Below are 18,668 nucleotides of genomic sequence, written 5' to 3' on the forward strand. Positions count from 1 at the left end.
TAATTGCAACACTATATATTGATTAATAGGAAGTGCTATGATATATTTACAGAAGATACAGAACGAAGCTTTGCAGCACATTGTAAAGCTTCGTTCTTTGAGCAGATTGTGACGAAAATATCGTTCTTTCTAAGAAATGAAAAAAAGGAGCGGAAGCCTGTGACAACCTATATGTCAAAAAAGGGGATTGATGTTGAGCAACTTAATGCTGATATTAATCAATTTCCTCAAGTATTTCCCATTACCCCCGACATGAAACTTAAACAAAGTGGTGTTTCCCGTCTAGTTATGTTAGATCGGTACACTTTTAAAGACACGGAGAAAAAAACGTTGAAAGTAGGAGATTTTGTTGTTCTTACGGTAAAACCAGATCCAACATTTCCCGCTAGAGGTTATGGATTTGTAGCGGAACTTAATTGGAAAGAGGGACGTGCAAAAATTGCTGTAGAAGAAGAATTTCTCGGAGTTTTGGATGACCCAGAAGAGAAAGAAACTGGAATTGTTGAGAGAACGTTGGATTCGATAGATAAACCACTTGAAGTATATTATGAACAAATAGCTAAACGAAATGCTCGCGGTCTCGCTGAAGTAGAAACAGACATTGAAAAACGAGAAGAATCGTTCGAGAAATTTTATTATGAATTAGTTAATATGAATTTCGTTCCTGCTGGAAGAGTTCTTTATGGAGCAGGCGCAAAAACGGATGTTACATACTTTAATTGTTATGTCATGCCATATATTGATGATTCAAGAGAAGGAATCTCTGAACATCGTAAACAAGTCATGGAAATAATGAGTCGCGGAGGCGGAGTAGGTACGAACGGGTCCACGCTTAGACCTAGAAATACTTTAGCAAGAGGCGTGAATGGGAAATCATCAGGTTCAGTTTCCTGGCTTGACGATATTGCTAAATTAACGCACCTCGTTGAACAAGGTGGTTCAAGACGTGGGGCACAAATGATCATGTTAGCCGATTGGCACCCGGATATATTAGAATTTATTGTTTCAAAAATGCAAAATCCACGTATATTAAGGTACCTTTCTGAAAAGACAGAAGATAAACAAATCAAGCGGTTAATAAAAGAAAAATTAAAATTTACTCCTTTATCAGAAGTAGAAGAAGCGATGTATCAAAGCATCGTAAACTATAAAAATATTGAAGGCCAAGGTGGATTCAATTCAAAGATTATTGCACAAGCAGAGGAAAAGCTCCGAACAGGAGGGACATATTCTGTTAATAACCCTGAATTTTTAACTGGTGCAAATATTTCTGTCTGTATTACGAAAGAATTTATGGAGGCTGTCGAGAATGATGCAGATTACCAGCTTCGTTTTCCAGACGTAGAGAATTACACGAAGGAAGAAATGGAAGCATACAACCGTGAATGGCAAGAGTACGGTGATGTGCGCGATTGGGAAGCTTTAGGTTTTGGTGTACGAACGTACCGCACAATCAAGGCTCAAGAGCTTTGGAATTTAATTAATATTTGCGCTACGTATTCTGCTGAGCCAGGAATTTTCTTTATTGATAATGCAAACGAAATGACAAACGCATCTGCTTATGGACAAAAAGTAGTAGCTACAAACCCTTGTGGAGAGCAACCACTTGCTCCATATAGTGTGTGTAATTTAGCTGCCGTAAATTTAGCGGAAATGGCTGATAAAGACAACAAAGTGGTTGATTTCAAAAAGCTAGAACAGACGGTGGCTACCGGCGTGCGTATGCAGGATAATGTTATCGATGCAACGCCTTATTTCTTAGACGATAATACAAAGCAAGCAAAAGGAGAGCGCCGTGTCGGCTTGGGTGTGATGGGACTTCATGATCTACTGATATATACAGAAACTGTTTATGGTTCTGAAGAAGGTGAAGACTTAGTCGATAAAGTTTTCGAGACAATTGCTACGACTGCTTATCGGACAAGCGTTGATTTGGCCAGAGAGAAAGGAAGTTTTCCATTTCTCGAGGGAGCCAATGATGGTGAAACTTCTTATTTACGGCAAAAATTCACGGAAACTGGTTATATGAAGAAAATGCCTGAAGATATTTTGACGGGAATCAAAGAGCATGGTATTAGAAACTCACACTTGCTAACTGTTGCGCCAACAGGTTCAACAGGGACAATGGTTGGGGTGTCAACAGGGTTAGAGCCGTATTTCTCATTCTCTTATTTCCGAAGCGGCCGATTAGGGAAATTTATTGAAGTGAAAGCCGAAATACTACAACAATATTTAGAACGTCACCCTGAAGTGGATGAAAACAATTTACCAGCATGGTTTATTTCGAGCATGGAATTAACACCAGAAGCTCATGCTGACGTACAATGTGTCATTCAGAGATGGGTAGATAGTTCCCTTAGTAAGACAGTAAATGCTCCAAAAGGTTACACTGTTGATCAGGTCAAAAGTGTCTATGAACGTCTATATCGCGGTGGAGCTAAAGGTGGAACTGTCTATGTAGATGGAAGTCGGGATGCACAAGTATTAACATTGAAGGCGGAAGATAACGACGATTATGCTGTTGACCTCACTGGTGGCGAAGAGAAAGGTGAACAAAAGAATCAAGTCGTTCTCGTCGACACAATTGCTGATCTACGGTCCACTTCAATGACTTATGGAAGTGAAATCGGGGATACATGTCCTGTTTGCCGAAAAGGGACTGTAGAAGACCTTGGTGGTTGTAATACATGTACGAATTGTAATGCACAATTAAAATGTGGTTTATAATCGTTTGAATTAGAAAACCTTAAGCTATTGCAGCTTAAGGTTTTTAGTCCATTTTCCCTCAATTGGTAGTGCGACCTTAAGTTTTGTAGTATAATTTTAACTACATTAAGAAATACCAACGTAGTAACTCATTGAAACGAATTTTGGAGGGGACGGTCATGCCGACACCAAGTATGGAAGACTATTTAGAACGCATATATATATTGATTGAAGAAAAGGGGTATGCTAGGGTTTCCGATATTGCTGGTGCCCTTGAGGTTCATCCTTCTTCAGTTACAAAAATGGTTCAAAAATTAGATACACAAGAATATTTAGTTTATGAAAAATACCGAGGGCTAATTTTAACAGCCAAAGGTAAAAAAATAGGCAAAAGATTAGTATATCGGCACGATCTCTTAGAAGGATTCATGAGGATCATCGGTGTAAATGAAGATGGCATTTATCATGATGTTGAAGGAATAGAACATCACCTTAGTTGGGATGCGATAGATCGGATCGGTGATCTTGTCGAGTATTTTGAAGAGAATGCAGATCGCATCAAAGAATTAAGACAAGTTCAGAAAAAAAATGATGAGTTAAATAAATAGAAACGGATAGGTTGGATGTTTGCATCCAGTCTATCCGTTTTTTGATGTTGAGTTGTTCGGTTGAAAGAAACGAAAATATTCTATCTAGGGAGAGGATTGTGCCGTAAGCAAGGAGGAATAAGGGAGAGTGGGGTAGAAGAGGAAGCGGCTTGAGCCCTATGAGAGCAGGAATAAGGAAAGAAGGGTAACAAGAGGAAGCAACTTGAGTCCTAAGTGAATCCGAACTAGAAAGCCAGCTCACAAGTCACCGTGTAGCATTATATCAAAAGGCAAATAAAATCTTGAGAAGACAACCGCAAGACACAAATTATTCTGTAACTTCAAAGGTGTAACGCTCAACAAAAAGAACGGAAAATACCGAGCCTCTTTAAAGATTAAGGGGAAACAATATTATTTAGGCGAGTATCCGACGATAGAAGAAGCTGCTAGGCAAGAAACATACCATAAACCGTATATGGAAGATGATGAAGAGTGATGATATGAGAGGTTTAGGAGATGAAAAAAGGATCATATTATATGAATCTACGTTTATATTTAGTAGTGAGCGTTACGTATCCTACCCGTTCGATAGGGTCTTGGAACTTAAAAACTATTGAAAATTATATTCTAGTAAGATATAGTATGTTTTACAGGGATTAATTTTCCATATTTTATAATTATTATAAATAATTGCTTTAATTGGGAGTTTTATTTTAACGATACGCGGAAGGAGTTACTATGAAAAAGATCTTTCTTATTATAGCAGTTTTGTGTATATTTCTAATCCTATTTTTAGCAAACACTTATCCTAATCAAGGTGGATATATAGGTTATATGACAGTTTTAGAAAAACAAATCCAGGATGATAAATATATTATAATTGGTCAGTTAGATCCTGACATGGAAATAATGGAAATACGAGTCAAATTTAGCAAAGGTGATACCCTAATACAAGATACAGGATATGAAAATAAGGAAGTTAGTATCGAACATATTTGGGATCATATAGAAAAAGATGAATATCATATTATTTTATCTAATAAAAGAAGACCTTTTAATATTAGGCAAGAATATCAAATCCAGAATATATTACTTTCAGATGAATAGCTTGGTTTGAGTCTTATCTAAATTTACTTACCGTTTAATCTATTATTCTAATAATGTTTGTAACTGCTTTTGATAGTCCGAATAGTAATTTATCGAACTCTCTAGAGGTACTTGACTTTGGTAAATCAATAACCTTTGAAGATGACGGAAGAGTATCATCTATCTCTAACACTTCTCAACGATCTTTTTTTGCTTCAATTCGATGGCACAAATTGAAAATCCTCTCATCATATTTACGATGACCTTCTAATGTAAAGTATATAGTTACAGCACCTTTATTGGTTTTATCTAACGAAATATAGAAGTCTTTATGCTCAATTGTATCTCCTTTGATGATTCTAAATCATTTATAGTCAGTTTATCTCTCACCTTTCTTGTTTAAATCATTCCCAATCATGGCAGCACGTTCAGCCGGTTCTAATACCCCTTCCGAAAACTTTCTTCTAACTCCTTGTGAAAAGTAAATACTTCAGATGAAAATGAGATCCTAAACTTTTCTTTGTCATTTTGGTCATGAATAATAAAATAATCGACATTACCTTGAATCATATAAAATCATATTCGTGTCGTATCTCTTTTAGCATAATGTCTAGTTGTGTGTAAGTGTGTCGTTATTGTTCCTCAAGTGGATCATCTGTATCAACGGTAAGAGGTACTTTATCATATATCGAATTTCCATCTTCATCTGTTCGGCCTATGTCATGAGTATAAACCCACCGAGGAAAGGTAGTTAACAAATTATTAACTGTTAAAAAACTCCACATGAGTAACACACCGGTGTCATTGTTTAGCATAGATTATATTGAATTTAAATATTATTAAATATGACAAGAAGGGGGGGTCTTATGAAAGTAGATGCAGTATTTGCTGGTGGTGGAGTGAAAGCACTTGCTTTTTCCGGTGCTTTACAAGCGTTAAAAGATAAAAATATTTCATTAGAAAGGGTTGCAGGTACAAGTGCTGGAGCATTGACGGCGGCACTTATAAAAGCAGGATACGAAGCAGAGGAAATGAATGAATTATTTAATGATCTTGATTTAAAAGAATTTCTTGATCCGAGAGTTATTGGGGATGTCTTTCCATTTCTGAGATGGTTGACGCTGTATCGGAGAATGGGACTTTTTAAAGGGGATGTATTTGAAAAGTGGCTTGAACAAACATTGTTAAAGAAAGGTGTAAGAAGTTTTGGTGATCTCCCTAAAGGAAGTTTAAAAATGGTTGCGTCTGATATTACGAATGGGCGATTTATCGTCTTACCCGATGACCTACCAAGGTATGGAATCGAAAAGGAAACATTTTCGGTTGCAAAGGCTGTGCGCATGAGTTCGAGTTTACCATATTTTTTTGAACCAGTGAAAATTAAAGACGAACACGGAGTAGAATCTATGATTGTAGACGGCGGAGTGTTGAGTAATTTTCCTATTTGGTTATTTATGAGAAAAGAGGACGAGAAGCTAGAAAGGCCTGTTTTAGGTTTACGTCTTTCAAATGAATTTGACCATATTCCTCCACGGAAAATAAAAAATGGATTATCATTCCTTCATTCTATGTTTGAAACAATGATAAAAGCACATGACCAACGATATGTGACTAAAATTGAAGCGAAAAATATCATATTTATTCCGGTTAAAGAAGTTAAAACAACAAATTTTCATATGTCAGATATCGAAAAAGCAAAGCTCATTCAGCTTGGAAATAAAACTGCGAAAGAATTTTTGGCGAAATGGCCGTATTAACGACCCCTGCTCCAAACTATGTCGAGAAGTTATTCACGCTCACGATGGCTCTCCATGGTGGTTCAGCCCTTCTAAGGGAAAGAACCTATATGCTATGCTCCAAGTCACTATTCGCCAAAGTTACCGTGATTTGGAGCGACCATCCTGTCTTCCTGCGAAGAACAGGATGCTTACTCATAAAATGAAATATCGCTCGTTTCTCTTAGAGCTTTTTCCGCTGAAATCTCTCAGGTTCATATAATTTCAAGAGTAGACAGGATAAATAGTTAAAATAGTTCTCGACTTTTTCCTTGACGATCGTAAATTTTTGTCACGACGAGGATAAAGGGGACAAAGAATGTTATCCAAAGACCTACAAATATTCCTGTGAAAAGAAATAAGAAGGGGAAGGATATCGGACTAAGTATAAACAGTAAATATCCCATAATTAGCCCGAAAATACCTAACAATAAGGATAGGAGCTTCGAGATATTATTACTAGATTCTAAATTAATCCGTATTTTAAATTGTTCCGAAGATACCCCAATACCTGCACCTAGTAAAATTCCGGGTAAAAAGAAGTACGTTGTATAAGGATAAATTAAGCCGCCGATAAAAACAGGAAAAATGATTGCAAAGGTGAATAAATAAGGTTCAGGCATAGCACCCATCCAATCAAGGCTCCGATAAAACATATAGCTAATAAATCCACCAATTAATATTCCACCGACAATCGAAAAAACAGAGATGCCTTGGAGGAACAAATAACTTATGCTAATCACTAATGGGGGAAATAAACAAAGGATCACTTCAATTCTTCTTCGAACAAGTGGAATGAAGAATGAAAATAAAGTCATAGATGCCTGTATATGAGGATGCGTTAAAGGTAACAGTTGATCCTCTCTACTTAAAAATGGGAAATACCTGGTAATGACAAACCCTAAAGTAAGTGAGAGTATAGTTAAGTAAAGCATTTGAAATCCAATTCGTTTACTAATGGTCCAATAAACGATCCCTGCTAAAATTAAAAAGCTTAATAATAACCAATCAGACCAGATGCTATGTGTAAAAGAAGAATGATAGAAGTTATTCATCCTTTCTCACCTCTTTCTTGATACTGAAATGTATAAGGAAGATGGCGAATCACCTTATAAAGAAAAAACCAAGCGTTTTAAAATAATGCTCGGCTCTTTTTCTTGTTCTTTTTTCCTTCAATAACAGTTAATTTTACATCTGACTGACGTTTGATAAGAGGTCTGGAGACATTTTTTTTCTTCTTCTCTTTCTGTTTACTGGAAAAAGAAATAGGTTTCTTCTTTTTTTGTGACTGATTTTGCTGGAAACTAGCTTGTCTTTGAGGGAAGGATGATTGACTTCGCATAAGCCTTGGTAAAATAAATTTTTTCATCAGCAGGAGAATCACGGCAACAATCCCTATTGTTACAAGGATTTGAGTAATAAAAGCGCCAGGGCTCGTAAATAACTGAACGAGGATTCCGAGGGCTGCGAGACTAAGAAGGGTTATTACGATCGGATGATAAGAATGACGAAACATATTCACACACCTCCATTTATAATTATGCTCGTTTGTTTCCGCCTAAAATTGCTTAGATTACTACTTCAGCATTAAAATTGGTCTTTTCTTTATACTATTCGACCTTTGAAAGTTGGATTCTAAATTTTATTGTCCTTTTTATATAGATGTATTAGCTACTTTTAGATTTCATGTATTCCATATACTATTCTACACGAAAAGTGGCAAACCCTCCATTTAATTAGATCATTTATATGTTTATTATTCCCTGTTTGAAAAAAGTTTACACATATCATTTTAAACATGGCGCTTTATGATAAAAATGAGATTTGGGGAAAAGATAAATAGTGAGGTGATTAGATTGACAAAACAAGAGAAAAACCAAACAGGAGAAAGTCCATCTTTACTATCTGCAGTTGTGATTATTGGTTTTGTTGGAGGGGTTTTGTGGAGTTTAGTTGGTTACTTTGCTCATTATTTTAACTTTACAAAGGTAGGACCCTCAATGGTCCTTATGCCATGGGCATTAGGTGAGTGGAAACATGGTTACCTAGGTCATTGGATCGGAATTGTTGTTATCGGAATTTTATCTATTGGTGTGGCATTTACATATCGATTGATATTAGCAAAAGTCAACAAATTTTGGCCTGGTATTCTTTTTGGTATGGGAATATGGTTCGTTGTATTTGGCTTATTAAACCCGCTTTTTGATGATCTAGATCCTTTATTATCTTTAGACATAAACACTTTCGTAACCACATTATCACTTTATAGTGTATATGGTTTATTTATCGGTTATTCTGTGTCATATGAGTACCATGAGAGCACTAGAAATGAGACTGAAGCTATTCAACCTTAAGGTCGTGTGGTAGAATGTTCCTTGGAACATTCTCTTTTAATATAAAGAAGAAAGTATAGAGTTTTAAAAATGATGTCAAGCTCCAAGCCAACCGATTAGGATAGTTTCCACGACTCGTCTAAGATTAGGGGGATGTTAGAAAAGAAAGGGGGAATAAGATTGAACATTCTTGTATTAAACGGACCAAACTTGAACCGACTAGGTCAAAGAGAACCAAATATCTATGGATCTGAATCCCTTGAAGACTTAGAAGAACAGTTAAAAAACTACGGTCAAAAAAATGGTTTCACTGTCAATTTAAAGCAAACAAATTGGGAAGGACAGCTTGTCGATTGGTTACACGAGGCAAATGATCAAGTCGATGGGATTGTATTAAATCCAGCAGCGTGGACTCACTATAGTTATGCCATTAGAGATGCGATCGCTAGTATAGATACGTCAGTGATTGAAGTTCATATCTCTCATGTTCATGCAAGAGAAGAATTTCGTAAAATATCTGTTGTAGCTCCTGTTTGTGTTGGTCAAATAAGTGGTTTTGGCTTTCTTGGTTACCAAATGGCTATTGATTATTTTTTAAGGAGGCAATAATCGTGAATCAGCTGACTAGTTTACGAGATCAATTTGAAAAAAATGAGATTGATGGAATATTAATTACAAGCAATTATAATCGCCGTTATTTAACTGGTTTTACAGGAACAGCAGGAGTTGTCCTTATTTCAAAACAAGAAGCAAAGTTTGTTACTGATTTCCGTTATGTTGAACAGGCTGAATCAGAAACGAAAGGTTTTGAAATTGTTCAGCATAAAGCACCGATACACGAAGAAGTAGCGAAACAAGCAAAACAAATGGGGATTGATCTACTTGGTTTTGAAAAAGATCATCTTACGTTCGGGCAATATGATACATATAAAAAAGCACTAGAATCAAGTCTTGTTCCAGTTAGTGGTCTTGTTGAGAAAATCAGACTAATTAAGTCACCAGAAGAACTTGCAATCATTCAAGAAGCGGTTGATATTGCTGATGCAGCATTTACTCATATCCAATCATTTATACGTCCAGGCGTTAAAGAAGTTGATGTTTCAAATGAACTGGAGTTTTACATGAGGAAAAAAGGTGCGACATCCTCGTCATTTGATATTATCGTTGCTTCTGGCTATAGATCTGCACTTCCTCACGGTGTAGCATCTGACAAAGTTATCGAAAAAGGCGAATTAGTGACACTGGACTTCGGTGCGTATTATAAAGGTTATTGTTCTGACATAACTCGAACCGTTGCCGTTGGTGAACCTAATGAGGAATTGAAAAAGATTTATCAGACCGTTTTGGAAGCTCAACTAAAAGGTGTACAAGAAATTAAGCCCGGAATGAATGGGAAACAAGCAGATGCACTAACGCGAGATTACATTACAGAGCAAGGTTATGGGCAATACTTCGGTCATTCAACAGGTCATGGAATGGGCTTAGAAGTTCATGAGGGACCAGGGTTATCTCATAAATCAGATCAAAAGCTAGAACCGGGGATGGTAGTAACTGTTGAACCAGGAATTTATGTTGCTGGTGTAGGTGGTACAAGAATAGAAGATGATATTGTGATTACGAAAAATGGAAATACAGTCTTATCAAAATCGACAAAAGAATTGCTAATCTTAGGAGAGTAAAAATAACTAGGATTGAAAAATGAGGAGGAAAATATATGATTTCAGTCAATGATTTCAAAACAGGTTTAACAGTAGAAGTAGATAACGATATTTATCAGGTGATCGAATTCCAACACGTAAAACCAGGAAAAGGCGCAGCGTTTGTTCGTTCAAAACTTCGAAATATGAGAAATGGTAATATTCAAGAAAAAACATTTCGTGCAGGTGAAAAAATTGAAAAAGCTCACATAGAAAATAGTAAGATGCAGTATCTATTTTCAAGCGGTGGTGTTCATTCTTTTATGGACACATCTTCTTACGAACAACTTGAACTACCAACGGAACGAATCAGTCATCAACTAAAGTATTTAGTCGAAAACATGGAAGTGCAAGTTCTTCAGTATGGAAGTGAGATACTTGGTGTAGAGGTTCCACAATCAGTGAAACTTACTGTAACAGAAACGGAACCAGGCATTAAAGGTGACACTGCTTCTGGGGGAACAAAGCCAGCAACGGTAGAGACAGGATTGACTGTGCAAGTCCCATTCTTCGTTAATGAAGGTGACGTACTAATTATTGATACTCGCGAAGGAAAATATGTTTCAAGAGGATAAAAGAGTAGACACACTTATATTTCTATAAGTGTGTTTTTTTCATTTAATGACAGATTTGTATCATCTTCTCCCCTGTTTTTAAGTAGTTTAAAATAAAGCGGAAAACTTTCGGAATTTTCGGAATTCATGTAAAGTAATGTATAACAACAATCGAAAGGGTGGTCTGATTGGAAAAAAAACAACTAACCATTGCTCAAGATGTGACAGCTAGTTACTACCATTTTTCTGAATATGTCGTTTGTGTAGAAGTAATGAAAAAAGAAAAGTCGTTAGGATCTTTTTGTTCAGATCTTAGCCAGTTTGAAGAATGGGATGAAGATGAGGTTGTCGAATTAGTTAAGAACCACATTCTCCAAGTGGAAAATGAGCATGACTATAAGAATGAGAACGCTCAAAACTTGGAAAATGGTTTGGAAATTAAATATCATAAACATTGGGATAATTTTTATTGCGTAGATGTCATTGATCAAGGAAAAGAAGTTGGATCATTTTGTGCAGATCGGTCTTCCTTTGAAGAGTGGATGGAAGATGAAGAACTGCTTACCGAAGTAATAAAATCTCAACTTAATCGATAAAAAATAAAAAGGGCAATCAGATCTTATAATTGATTTGATTGCCCTTTTTTTGTACTTTAAGAATGTTTAACTTCGCTAAAGGATTAAAGTATAAGACAAACTAGGGCTTTCGCTATGAAGGACTTGGCGACAAGCCAAGTTATTCTAATTGCTTCTCCGTTTTTATATACTGCCGTTAAAGATTGTCACTGTGCTTTTGTCATAAATGAGACAGGAGTACATATATTTTTGTTAGACAAGCATTATTAATCAGAATCGTTAACTAAATAGTAATAATTTCTAATAAAGAAAAGAACCATTTGTGACAGATAGCAAATCTGTAAATAAAGTCGTAAATATGAAAAGAGGTTGGGAAATATGGATGAAGTGCTTCGTATTATTCCGAAATCGATTCGAGAATATTTAGAGATTGATGTGAAGCAACAAACTGTAAATATTGAAGAAATAAGATTACGAGTAGGAAAACCTGTGGAAATCGTTCGAACGAAATCGGACATTGATAGGCAAATAAAAACGACCAAACCTCCTATTTTTACAGATAAAGAAGCTTCAATGATGATGGCTTCAATCAGTCAACATTCCATGTATCGATTGGAGGAGGAGTTAAGGAGAGGATATATTACGATTGCTGGTGGACATCGAGTTGGGATAGCCGGAAGAGTAGTCGTTGAAAAAGGTGAAGTAAAAGGGCTGCGAGAAATAGGCTCATTTAACATTCGGATAGCTAAAGAAAAAAAAGGAGTAAGTGACCCGTACTTGATGGATGTTTGTAAGAATGGGATTTGGATGAATACTTTAATTGTTGGTCCTCCTAAAACAGGGAAAACGACCTTATTACGTGATTTGGCAAGACAAATCAGTCAAGGCATCCCCAGAAAAAATATCCCTGCTCGAAATGTTGCGATCATCGATGAACGTTCAGAAATTGCAGGTTGTGTAAATGGAATACCACAGCATCAATTCGGCATGAAAGTTGATGTGTTGGATGCTTGTCCGAAAGCGGAAGGAATGATGATGATGATTCGTTCCATGAGTCCGGATGTTCTCATTGTCGATGAAATTGGAAGAGAGGATGACGCCAAGGCCCTAATGGAAGCTGTTTATGCAGGAGTTTCAGTCATTTCAACGGTTCACGGTTCTTCACTTATGGAAGTCAAACAGCGACCAACGATAAAGAAGCTGTTTGACCAAGGGGCATTTGAGACAGTGATTGAATTAACGGCAGTCGGGAGAAGAGCTAATTGTAAGCGAGTCGTTCGTCCAGCAGAAACATTGAATAACGTGGTGAGAACATGATTTGGTTAGGTGCATCTATGATCGTTTTTGCATCTGCTCTTGTTGGAATGGAGCTAGCTAACCGGTTAGATAGAAGAACGAATTTATTGAGACATGTGAAAGTAGCCTTGGAAACATTTGATACGGAAGTAGCATTTGCGATGATGCCCCTGTCTCAAGCATTTGGTCAAGTCTCAAAACAGCTCCCTAGCCCAGTTAAAGAATTTTTTTCCAAAGTTGCTGTGAAGTTAACCGAGGATGAGGCAACAGCATTCGAGGTTTGGGAAGAAGTACTAGATTCATGGAAAACGAATGTCGATTTAGAAAAAAAAGATATAGAAATTCTAAGACAATTTGGCCAGACATTAGGGAAACAAGATATTCACGGACAGCGAAAACAGATTCAATTGACTCAATCGTATTTGAAACACATGGAGGATACGGCGGTAGATGCGCAAAAAAAATATCGGTCAATGTACCGGAGTTTAGGGCTGTTAGGAGGCTTGTTGCTTGTGATCATGCTGCTTTGATGAATGCAGTTTGTAAGGGGGAGTTCGTTTGAATTACGATGTCGGTTTGATTTTTCAAGTAGCAGGGGTGGGCATTGTCGTAGCAATGATCCATACCGTTCTAAAACAAATGGGAAAAGAAGATATAGGTAACTGGGTTACACTGATTGCCTTTGTCGTTGTTTTATATATGGTTGCTACAGTAATTGATGATTTATTTACAAAAATACGAAGCGTCTTTTTGTTTCAAAGCTAGGGGGGAGGGATCTGAATGGAGATCATTCAAATAGTCGGTTTAGGAATGATTGCCACCTTCTTAGCCTTAATTGTAAAAGAGCAAAAACCAATTTTTGCTCTTTTACTAACAGTGTTTACGGGTATCATTATTTTTTTATTCCTAATAGATAAAATAGCGATAATGATCGAAATGATTGAAGAATTAGCGGTAAGTGCAAATGTGAATTTAATTTATGTACAAACGATTTTTAAAATTATAGGCATTGCTTATATTGCTGAGTTTGGTGCTCAAATTGCCCGCGATGCAGGTCAAGGAACTATCGCTTCCAAAATAGAATTGACGGGGAAAGTGTTGATCATGATCATGGCGATCCCAATCATATCAGTAATAATTGAAACGATATTAACGTTGATACCAGCAGCTACGGGGGATCTGTGATGACTAGTCGAATCATAGTTAGTATAGTACTTTTCATTTTTTTAGGAGTAATAGGGACGAGCATCGTTTCTGCTGAAGAAGAAACGCTACCATTAAGTGAAGAAGAACTGATGGAGAAACAGCTAGATCAATTGAATATGGATGAAATAGGCGAATTTTGGAATAGTATTCGTAACGAATACGGGGGCTTCCTACCAGAACTCCAAAGAGATAGTTTTATGGATTTATTGTCAAATAAAAACGATGATAGTTTTTCGGTTAAAGCATGGGGGTTAGCGTTTCTAAAATTTTTCTTTCATGAAATTGTTGCTCAAGGTCAATTGCTTGGAACATTAATATTGTTAACGGTTTTCAGTATGTTATTAGTTCATCTCCAGCAAGCATTTGAAAAATTTCAAATAAGCAAGGTAGCTTATGCGGTTACGTACATGGTATTAATAATTATTGCTTTAAACAGTTTTCATATTGCAATGCAATTAGCGGACTCAACGTTGCAAGTGATGAATAGCTTCATGGTTGCACTTGTTCCAATGCTACTTGTACTTATGGCTACAGTAGGTAGTGTCACTTCAGTCGCTCTCTTTCACCCTATGGTGATGTTTATCGTTCATTCTAGCGGATTGTTTGTTCAATATTTTATTCTTCCTCTTTTACTATTATCGACGATTCTTTCCATCGTGAGTACGATGACGGATCATTATAAAGTGTCCAAGCTAGCTTTGTTCTTAAGAAACATTGCTGTTGGGAGTCTCGGAATATTTTTAACAGTATTTTTAGGCGTTTTGTCTGTACAAGGAGCGACGGCAGCAGTTGCCGATGGAATTGCAATTCGAACAGCTAAATTTGTGACGGGAAATTTCATTCCAGTCGTTGGAAGAATGTTTACAGATGCGGCAGATACAGTGATGGGTGCTTCTCTCCTTTTGAAAAATACAATTGGTGTATTAGGGCTATTTGTACTACTCCTTATATGTACGTTTCCAGCATTGAAAGTCTTAGCTATATCAATCATATATTCTTTTACAGCCGCTGTTCTTCAACCATTAGGAGGTGGACCAATCATTGAATGTTTGTCGATTGTTGGAAAAAATATCCTGTTTGTTTTTGCGGCGTTAGCTGCAGTTTCCCTAATGTTTTTCTTATCAATAACGATTATTATTATTTCAGGAAACTTATCGATCATGCTTAGGTGAAATGAATTTAAAGGGGTGATGGAATGGCAATTATCAGCAGTTGGATTACAAACATTATCTTGCTAATTTTATTTGCAACCATTCTTGAACTGCTGTTACCAAATTCCTCCACACACCGTTATGTGAAACTCGTCGTTGGCTTGATGTTGTTAGTTGCAATGCTTCAACCTGTGTTATCTATTTTTCAAGAGGATCCTGAAACAATCCTTACACAAATAGATACCTGGGGGGAAGAATCATATGAAGAGGACAAGAATTTAATAGAACTAGAAAAATCAGATATAGAATCTGATTCACTTGCATATATTTCTGAACAAGTGGCTGTCCAACTAAAAGGAAAAGCTCAAACGCCACTAATAAATGAATTTCAGAAAGAAATAATCGAGGTAAATGTGACTTTTCTCTCGCTTCATGGTCAAGGTGATATCGAAAATTTAGAAAAAATTGATGTCACGGTGAAAGATGTGAGTGATGAGACAGAAGAAAATCAACACGTTAGTACCGATATCAAAATCGATACAATTGTCGTTGAAAGTGAAACAACCACAACGAGTAAAGAAGGGGATACGGAGGGGATAAATCATATGGAAACCCGGCTAGCAGAAGTATGGGAAGTTTCTGAGGACGTCATTGTTATAAGGGATGAAGGAGGGGACGCGAATGACTAAAGAAAAAAAGACTGAACCATTGTTTCACTCCTTCACATTAAAAAATAAAGGTAAAAAAGTAAGATTAGGATATTTCCTTATAGTAATCGTAGTGGGGGTCTTTTTAATGATTATAGGAAGTTTCCTCCAAAGTGATGAAGGCGACGAGCCTGCGATGATATTGAACTCGGAGGAAGGGAATGAGGGAGATGTAGGGCCAGCGGTATTTCGTTCAGACAATGAAAAAGAAGAAGAGAAAGAGGTTTCAAAAGATGATTATGAGTACGATTATGAAACACAATTAAAACAAGCGTTAGAAGAAATTGTTGGTGTTTCGAACGTCTCGGTAATGGTAAATGTAGCAGGGTCGGAGAAAAAAATATATGAAAAAAATACTCAAGCAAAAGAACAGAATACAGAAGAAACGGATCGTGAAGGAGGAACTCGTAACGTCACAGATTCAACCAAGGATGAACAAGTGGTAATCGTCAGGAGTGGAGAAAATGAAGAACCACTAATCGTCCATTCGCAAAAACCAGAAATAAGTGGGGTACTAGTGGTTGCGAATGGAGTTGATAATATACAGGTTAAAACGTGGGTTGTAGAAGCAATAAGTCGTGTGTTAGATATTCCATCTCATCGTGTCTCAGTTATGCCAAGAAAATTAAAGGAGGATGCATCATGATATTAAAAAGACAAACCGTGTGGTTATTAACAATGCTAAGTTTGATTATTGTTCTTTCAGTATATTATATTTCAATGGATCAGGTACAAGATCATCAAGCAATTAATTCAGAAGCTGATGAATTAGAATCTGAAGAGGAGCTAGAGGATGACCTTGAATTTGAATGGTTCGAAGAGGGGGATGAAGAGATTACCTTTATTGAACTTGAAGATGCCGAAGAAGTTATTGGTAGCGTGTCTCCGCAAATAAATGCAGATGAAATGTTTGATACCATTCGTCTTCAGAGACAAGATTCCAGAGGCAGATTAAATGAAGAATACAAAAGTGTAATCACCTCTACAGAAACGGAACCAGAGATACAAGTTGATGCGCTTGAGAAAATAGAAACGCTACAAGTTATGTCGCAACAAGAAGAAATGGTTGAGACTATTATTCGATCTAAAGGGTATGAAGATGCGTTAGTCATGTCAGATAATGGTCAAGTAAATATTTACGTGAAATCAGATGAATTAACAAAAGAACAAGCTGTTGAACTTTATCAATTAGGTTATGAACACATAGGTAGTGAAGATATAAGAGTTGGTTACCAACCAGGAAGCTAAAGAGTTTTTGTCGTTAATTAATAAAATTGAATAAGTATCGCACGTAAAAAAATCTAAACGTATATTTTTCAAAAGGAAGAAAGGGTTAATAAGGGGTTGAGTTATATCTTAAAATGTCTATCAAATTGTCCGTTAATTTGTTAGGCATTTTTTATATTTTTAAGAATGTTTTACTTCACTAAAGGGTTAAAGTGTAAGGCTTTCGCCATGAAGGACTTGATGACAACCCAAGTTTATCTAAATGTTTTAGAAGGTTTTAATTTGATTTGAGCTTTAGTATGGATAATAAATTGCGGAATAACAATAGCTATATTATGCCTACATATCAACCTTCCAATTTGTATTTAAATTAACTTACAGAAAAATATGGACATCGAATTCTCTACAGACGAACTATCTCAGTTCAGCTTCGTTAGCTGAGATTAAAATAAAAGAAACTAGGAAATAATTGGACATCAGTCAGTATCAAAGATAAGATTGAAGAATATAATCTTTAAAATCTTTGTGAATTGCGAGGGTATTTTGCAAACATGATTTTTGTGTTGCTAGATGGTATAATATCAAATTGGAATAGCTTCTTTCATATTAGAAGCAATATTTGTTTGTTAAGGGAGAGATAGTTGATGGAATGGTCAGAATTAACTGAAGGTGCAAAAGCAGTTTTAGAGCAAACGAGAAATGTAAAGAATGATAAAATCCAAATTGTTGATTTTGAAGTTGGCTTTGAACAAACAGTTGAAGAAGCTGGCGACGGAGAGCCTGTTTCCATTCAAGAAGAAGATTATCAAAGTTTAAAGAAATTCACCAAAGAAAATGACTATGGTGAAACCTATCACATGGCGAGGAATAAAAATATGGTGAAGGTTATTTTGATTGAAAAAGGTAAAATTCCTGACAACCTTTCTGACTTTCCTATTTTTCGTGAATATAAAAATAAAGCAGAAAAACCAGAAAAACCAGAAAAATCAGAATAAATATTTATAGCCTTCCTTAGACGAGCAAAACTCACTGGAAGGCTTTTTATTATAACCAAAAAGAAGTGTTTTAAAATTAAAAAGAATAAAAAAATTTATTCATGATACGAAAAAAGGTTTCTATTTGAACAGATTTAAGGTAGCATATTTTTAGGACTACGTCATAAGATGTGCTTAAATTATTTAGAAACAATCGAATTAGCATAAACCAAGTGCACAGTTATTATATCTGTGTTGATATCAGAATGGGAGTGACGAATATGTTGGAGATTCAAGAAATTCGTGAATTGATTAAATTAATTGATGAGTCTAGTATTGATGAATTTAAGTTTGAACAAAATGGATCAAAGGTAACAATGAAAAAACAAACGGGACAACCAACCCACCTAAGTACGTCTACATTGGACACTGGTAATCAACACACAAATACAGATTCTTACCAGGTTCAACCGAAGCAAGAAGCACTTCAGACAACACAAGCAACAGAAAAAGAAACTGAAACTGTTGAAGAAAGCAAAGGAATTGCGGATGGCTTACACACCATCACGTCACCGATGGTAGGTACGTTTTATGAATCGCCATCTCCTGATTCTTCAGCGTATGTGAAAACGGGAGATCGAGTAAAACAGGATAGTGTTGTTTGTATCGTTGAAGCAATGAAGCTTATGAATGAAATTGAATCTGAAGTAAATGGTGAAATTGTTGAGATCCTAGTAGAGAATGGACAGCTAGTAGAATATGGCCAAGAACTTTTCTTAGTGAAGCCAGAGTAG

22 protein-coding genes are annotated in these 18,668 nt (G+C 36.2%); 19 read left to right on the forward strand and 3 right to left on the reverse strand.

Annotated features, from left to right (window positions below):
- Window positions 1-171 precede the first annotated feature (171 nt).
- From ACM26V_RS00620 to ACM26V_RS00630, 3 genes are all read left to right on the forward strand, one after another.
- Entirely contained in the window at window positions 172-2,727 is a 2,556-nt protein-coding gene (locus ACM26V_RS00620) for a vitamin B12-dependent ribonucleotide reductase (RefSeq protein ID WP_416151752.1), read from the forward strand.
- A gap of 158 nt (window positions 2,728-2,885) precedes the next feature.
- Entirely contained in the window at window positions 2,886-3,314 is a 429-nt protein-coding gene (mntR, locus tag ACM26V_RS00625) for a transcriptional regulator MntR (protein ID WP_416149537.1), read from the forward strand.
- A 717-nt stretch (window positions 3,315-4,031) separates the two neighbouring features.
- Window positions 4,032-4,400, forward strand: a complete 369-nt coding sequence (locus ACM26V_RS00630) for a hypothetical protein (RefSeq protein WP_416149538.1) — start codon at window positions 4,032-4,034, stop codon at window positions 4,398-4,400.
- Between the two features lie 611 nt (window positions 4,401-5,011).
- Here the strand turns inward: ACM26V_RS00630 and ACM26V_RS00635 are convergent.
- Window positions 5,012-5,194 (reverse strand): hypothetical protein, encoded by a 183-nt coding sequence (locus tag ACM26V_RS00635; protein WP_416149539.1) that lies wholly within the window; start codon window positions 5,192-5,194, stop codon window positions 5,012-5,014.
- Between the two features lie 51 nt (window positions 5,195-5,245).
- Between ACM26V_RS00635 and ACM26V_RS00640 the strand changes: the two genes are divergently transcribed.
- The gene (locus tag ACM26V_RS00640) at window positions 5,246-6,136 is read left to right on the forward strand and encodes a patatin-like phospholipase family protein (RefSeq protein ID WP_416149540.1); all 891 of its coding nucleotides are present in this window, start codon (window positions 5,246-5,248) and stop codon (window positions 6,134-6,136) included.
- A 266-nt stretch (window positions 6,137-6,402) separates the two neighbouring features.
- Here the strand turns inward: ACM26V_RS00640 and ACM26V_RS00645 are convergent, their stop codons facing one another.
- Together ACM26V_RS00645 and ACM26V_RS00650 are read right to left on the reverse strand one after the other, a co-directional pair.
- Entirely contained in the window at window positions 6,403-7,209 is an 807-nt protein-coding gene (locus tag ACM26V_RS00645) for a hypothetical protein (RefSeq protein ID WP_416149541.1), read from the reverse strand.
- A gap of 77 nt (window positions 7,210-7,286) precedes the next feature.
- A complete protein-coding gene (locus ACM26V_RS00650) occupies window positions 7,287-7,670 on the reverse strand; it encodes an SA1362 family protein (RefSeq protein WP_416149542.1) in 384 nt (127 codons plus the stop codon).
- A 331-nt stretch (window positions 7,671-8,001) separates the two neighbouring features.
- Between ACM26V_RS00650 and ACM26V_RS00655 the strand changes: the two genes are divergently transcribed.
- From ACM26V_RS00655 to accB, 15 genes are all read left to right on the forward strand, one after another.
- The gene (locus tag ACM26V_RS00655; RefSeq protein WP_416151753.1) at window positions 8,002-8,508 is read left to right on the forward strand and encodes a YqhR family membrane protein; all 507 of its coding nucleotides are present in this window, start codon (window positions 8,002-8,004) and stop codon (window positions 8,506-8,508) included.
- A gap of 159 nt (window positions 8,509-8,667) precedes the next feature.
- A complete protein-coding gene (aroQ, locus tag ACM26V_RS00660) occupies window positions 8,668-9,096 on the forward strand; it encodes a type II 3-dehydroquinate dehydratase (protein WP_416149543.1) in 429 nt (142 codons plus the stop codon).
- 2 nt (window positions 9,097-9,098) lie between these two features.
- Complete coding sequence (locus ACM26V_RS00665) at window positions 9,099-10,166, forward strand: M24 family metallopeptidase (RefSeq protein ID WP_416149544.1); 1,068 nt, start codon at window positions 9,099-9,101, stop codon at window positions 10,164-10,166.
- A gap of 35 nt (window positions 10,167-10,201) precedes the next feature.
- Window positions 10,202-10,759 carry an elongation factor P gene (gene efp / locus ACM26V_RS00670; RefSeq protein ID WP_416149545.1) on the forward strand — a complete coding sequence of 186 codons (558 nt, stop codon included), beginning with the start codon at window positions 10,202-10,204 and terminating at the stop codon, window positions 10,757-10,759.
- A 167-nt stretch (window positions 10,760-10,926) separates the two neighbouring features.
- On the forward strand, window positions 10,927-11,334 hold the full coding sequence (locus tag ACM26V_RS00675; protein WP_416149546.1) for a hypothetical protein: 408 nt from the start codon (window positions 10,927-10,929) through the stop codon (window positions 11,332-11,334).
- Window positions 11,335-11,691: 357 nt separating this feature from the next.
- Window positions 11,692-12,630 (forward strand): stage III sporulation protein AA, encoded by a 939-nt coding sequence (gene spoIIIAA / locus ACM26V_RS00680; protein ID WP_416149547.1) that lies wholly within the window; start codon window positions 11,692-11,694, stop codon window positions 12,628-12,630.
- Window positions 12,627-13,139, forward strand: a complete 513-nt coding sequence (spoIIIAB, locus tag ACM26V_RS00685; protein ID WP_416149548.1) for a stage III sporulation protein SpoIIIAB — start codon at window positions 12,627-12,629, stop codon at window positions 13,137-13,139. The genes spoIIIAA and spoIIIAB overlap by 4 nt, the downstream gene beginning before the upstream one ends.
- Window positions 13,140-13,167: 28 nt before the next feature.
- The gene (gene spoIIIAC, locus ACM26V_RS00690) at window positions 13,168-13,374 is read left to right on the forward strand and encodes a stage III sporulation protein AC (protein ID WP_416149549.1); all 207 of its coding nucleotides are present in this window, start codon (window positions 13,168-13,170) and stop codon (window positions 13,372-13,374) included.
- Window positions 13,375-13,389: 15 nt separating this feature from the next.
- The gene (spoIIIAD, locus tag ACM26V_RS00695; protein ID WP_416149550.1) at window positions 13,390-13,794 is read left to right on the forward strand and encodes a stage III sporulation protein AD; all 405 of its coding nucleotides are present in this window, start codon (window positions 13,390-13,392) and stop codon (window positions 13,792-13,794) included.
- Entirely contained in the window at window positions 13,794-14,987 is a 1,194-nt protein-coding gene (gene spoIIIAE / locus ACM26V_RS00700; protein ID WP_416149551.1) for a stage III sporulation protein AE, read from the forward strand. Before spoIIIAD ends, spoIIIAE begins: the two co-directional genes overlap by 1 nt.
- Window positions 14,988-15,010: 23 nt before the next feature.
- The gene (gene spoIIIAF, locus ACM26V_RS00705) at window positions 15,011-15,655 is read left to right on the forward strand and encodes a stage III sporulation protein AF (RefSeq protein ID WP_416149552.1); all 645 of its coding nucleotides are present in this window, start codon (window positions 15,011-15,013) and stop codon (window positions 15,653-15,655) included.
- On the forward strand, window positions 15,648-16,319 hold the full coding sequence (gene spoIIIAG, locus ACM26V_RS00710; protein ID WP_416149553.1) for a stage III sporulation protein AG: 672 nt from the start codon (window positions 15,648-15,650) through the stop codon (window positions 16,317-16,319). Before spoIIIAF ends, spoIIIAG begins: the two co-directional genes overlap by 8 nt.
- Window positions 16,320-16,351: 32 nt before the next feature.
- A complete protein-coding gene (locus ACM26V_RS00715) occupies window positions 16,352-16,921 on the forward strand; it encodes a SpoIIIAH-like family protein (protein WP_416151754.1) in 570 nt (189 codons plus the stop codon).
- 623 nt (window positions 16,922-17,544) lie between these two features.
- Entirely contained in the window at window positions 17,545-17,895 is a 351-nt protein-coding gene (locus ACM26V_RS00720; protein WP_416149554.1) for a hypothetical protein, read from the forward strand.
- A gap of 260 nt (window positions 17,896-18,155) precedes the next feature.
- Entirely contained in the window at window positions 18,156-18,668 is a 513-nt protein-coding gene (accB, locus tag ACM26V_RS00725) for an acetyl-CoA carboxylase biotin carboxyl carrier protein (RefSeq protein WP_416149555.1), read from the forward strand.

This window comes from Salipaludibacillus sp. HK11 (genome assembly GCF_047795645.1).
GTDB lineage: Bacteria > Bacillota > Bacilli > Bacillales > Salisediminibacteriaceae > Salipaludibacillus.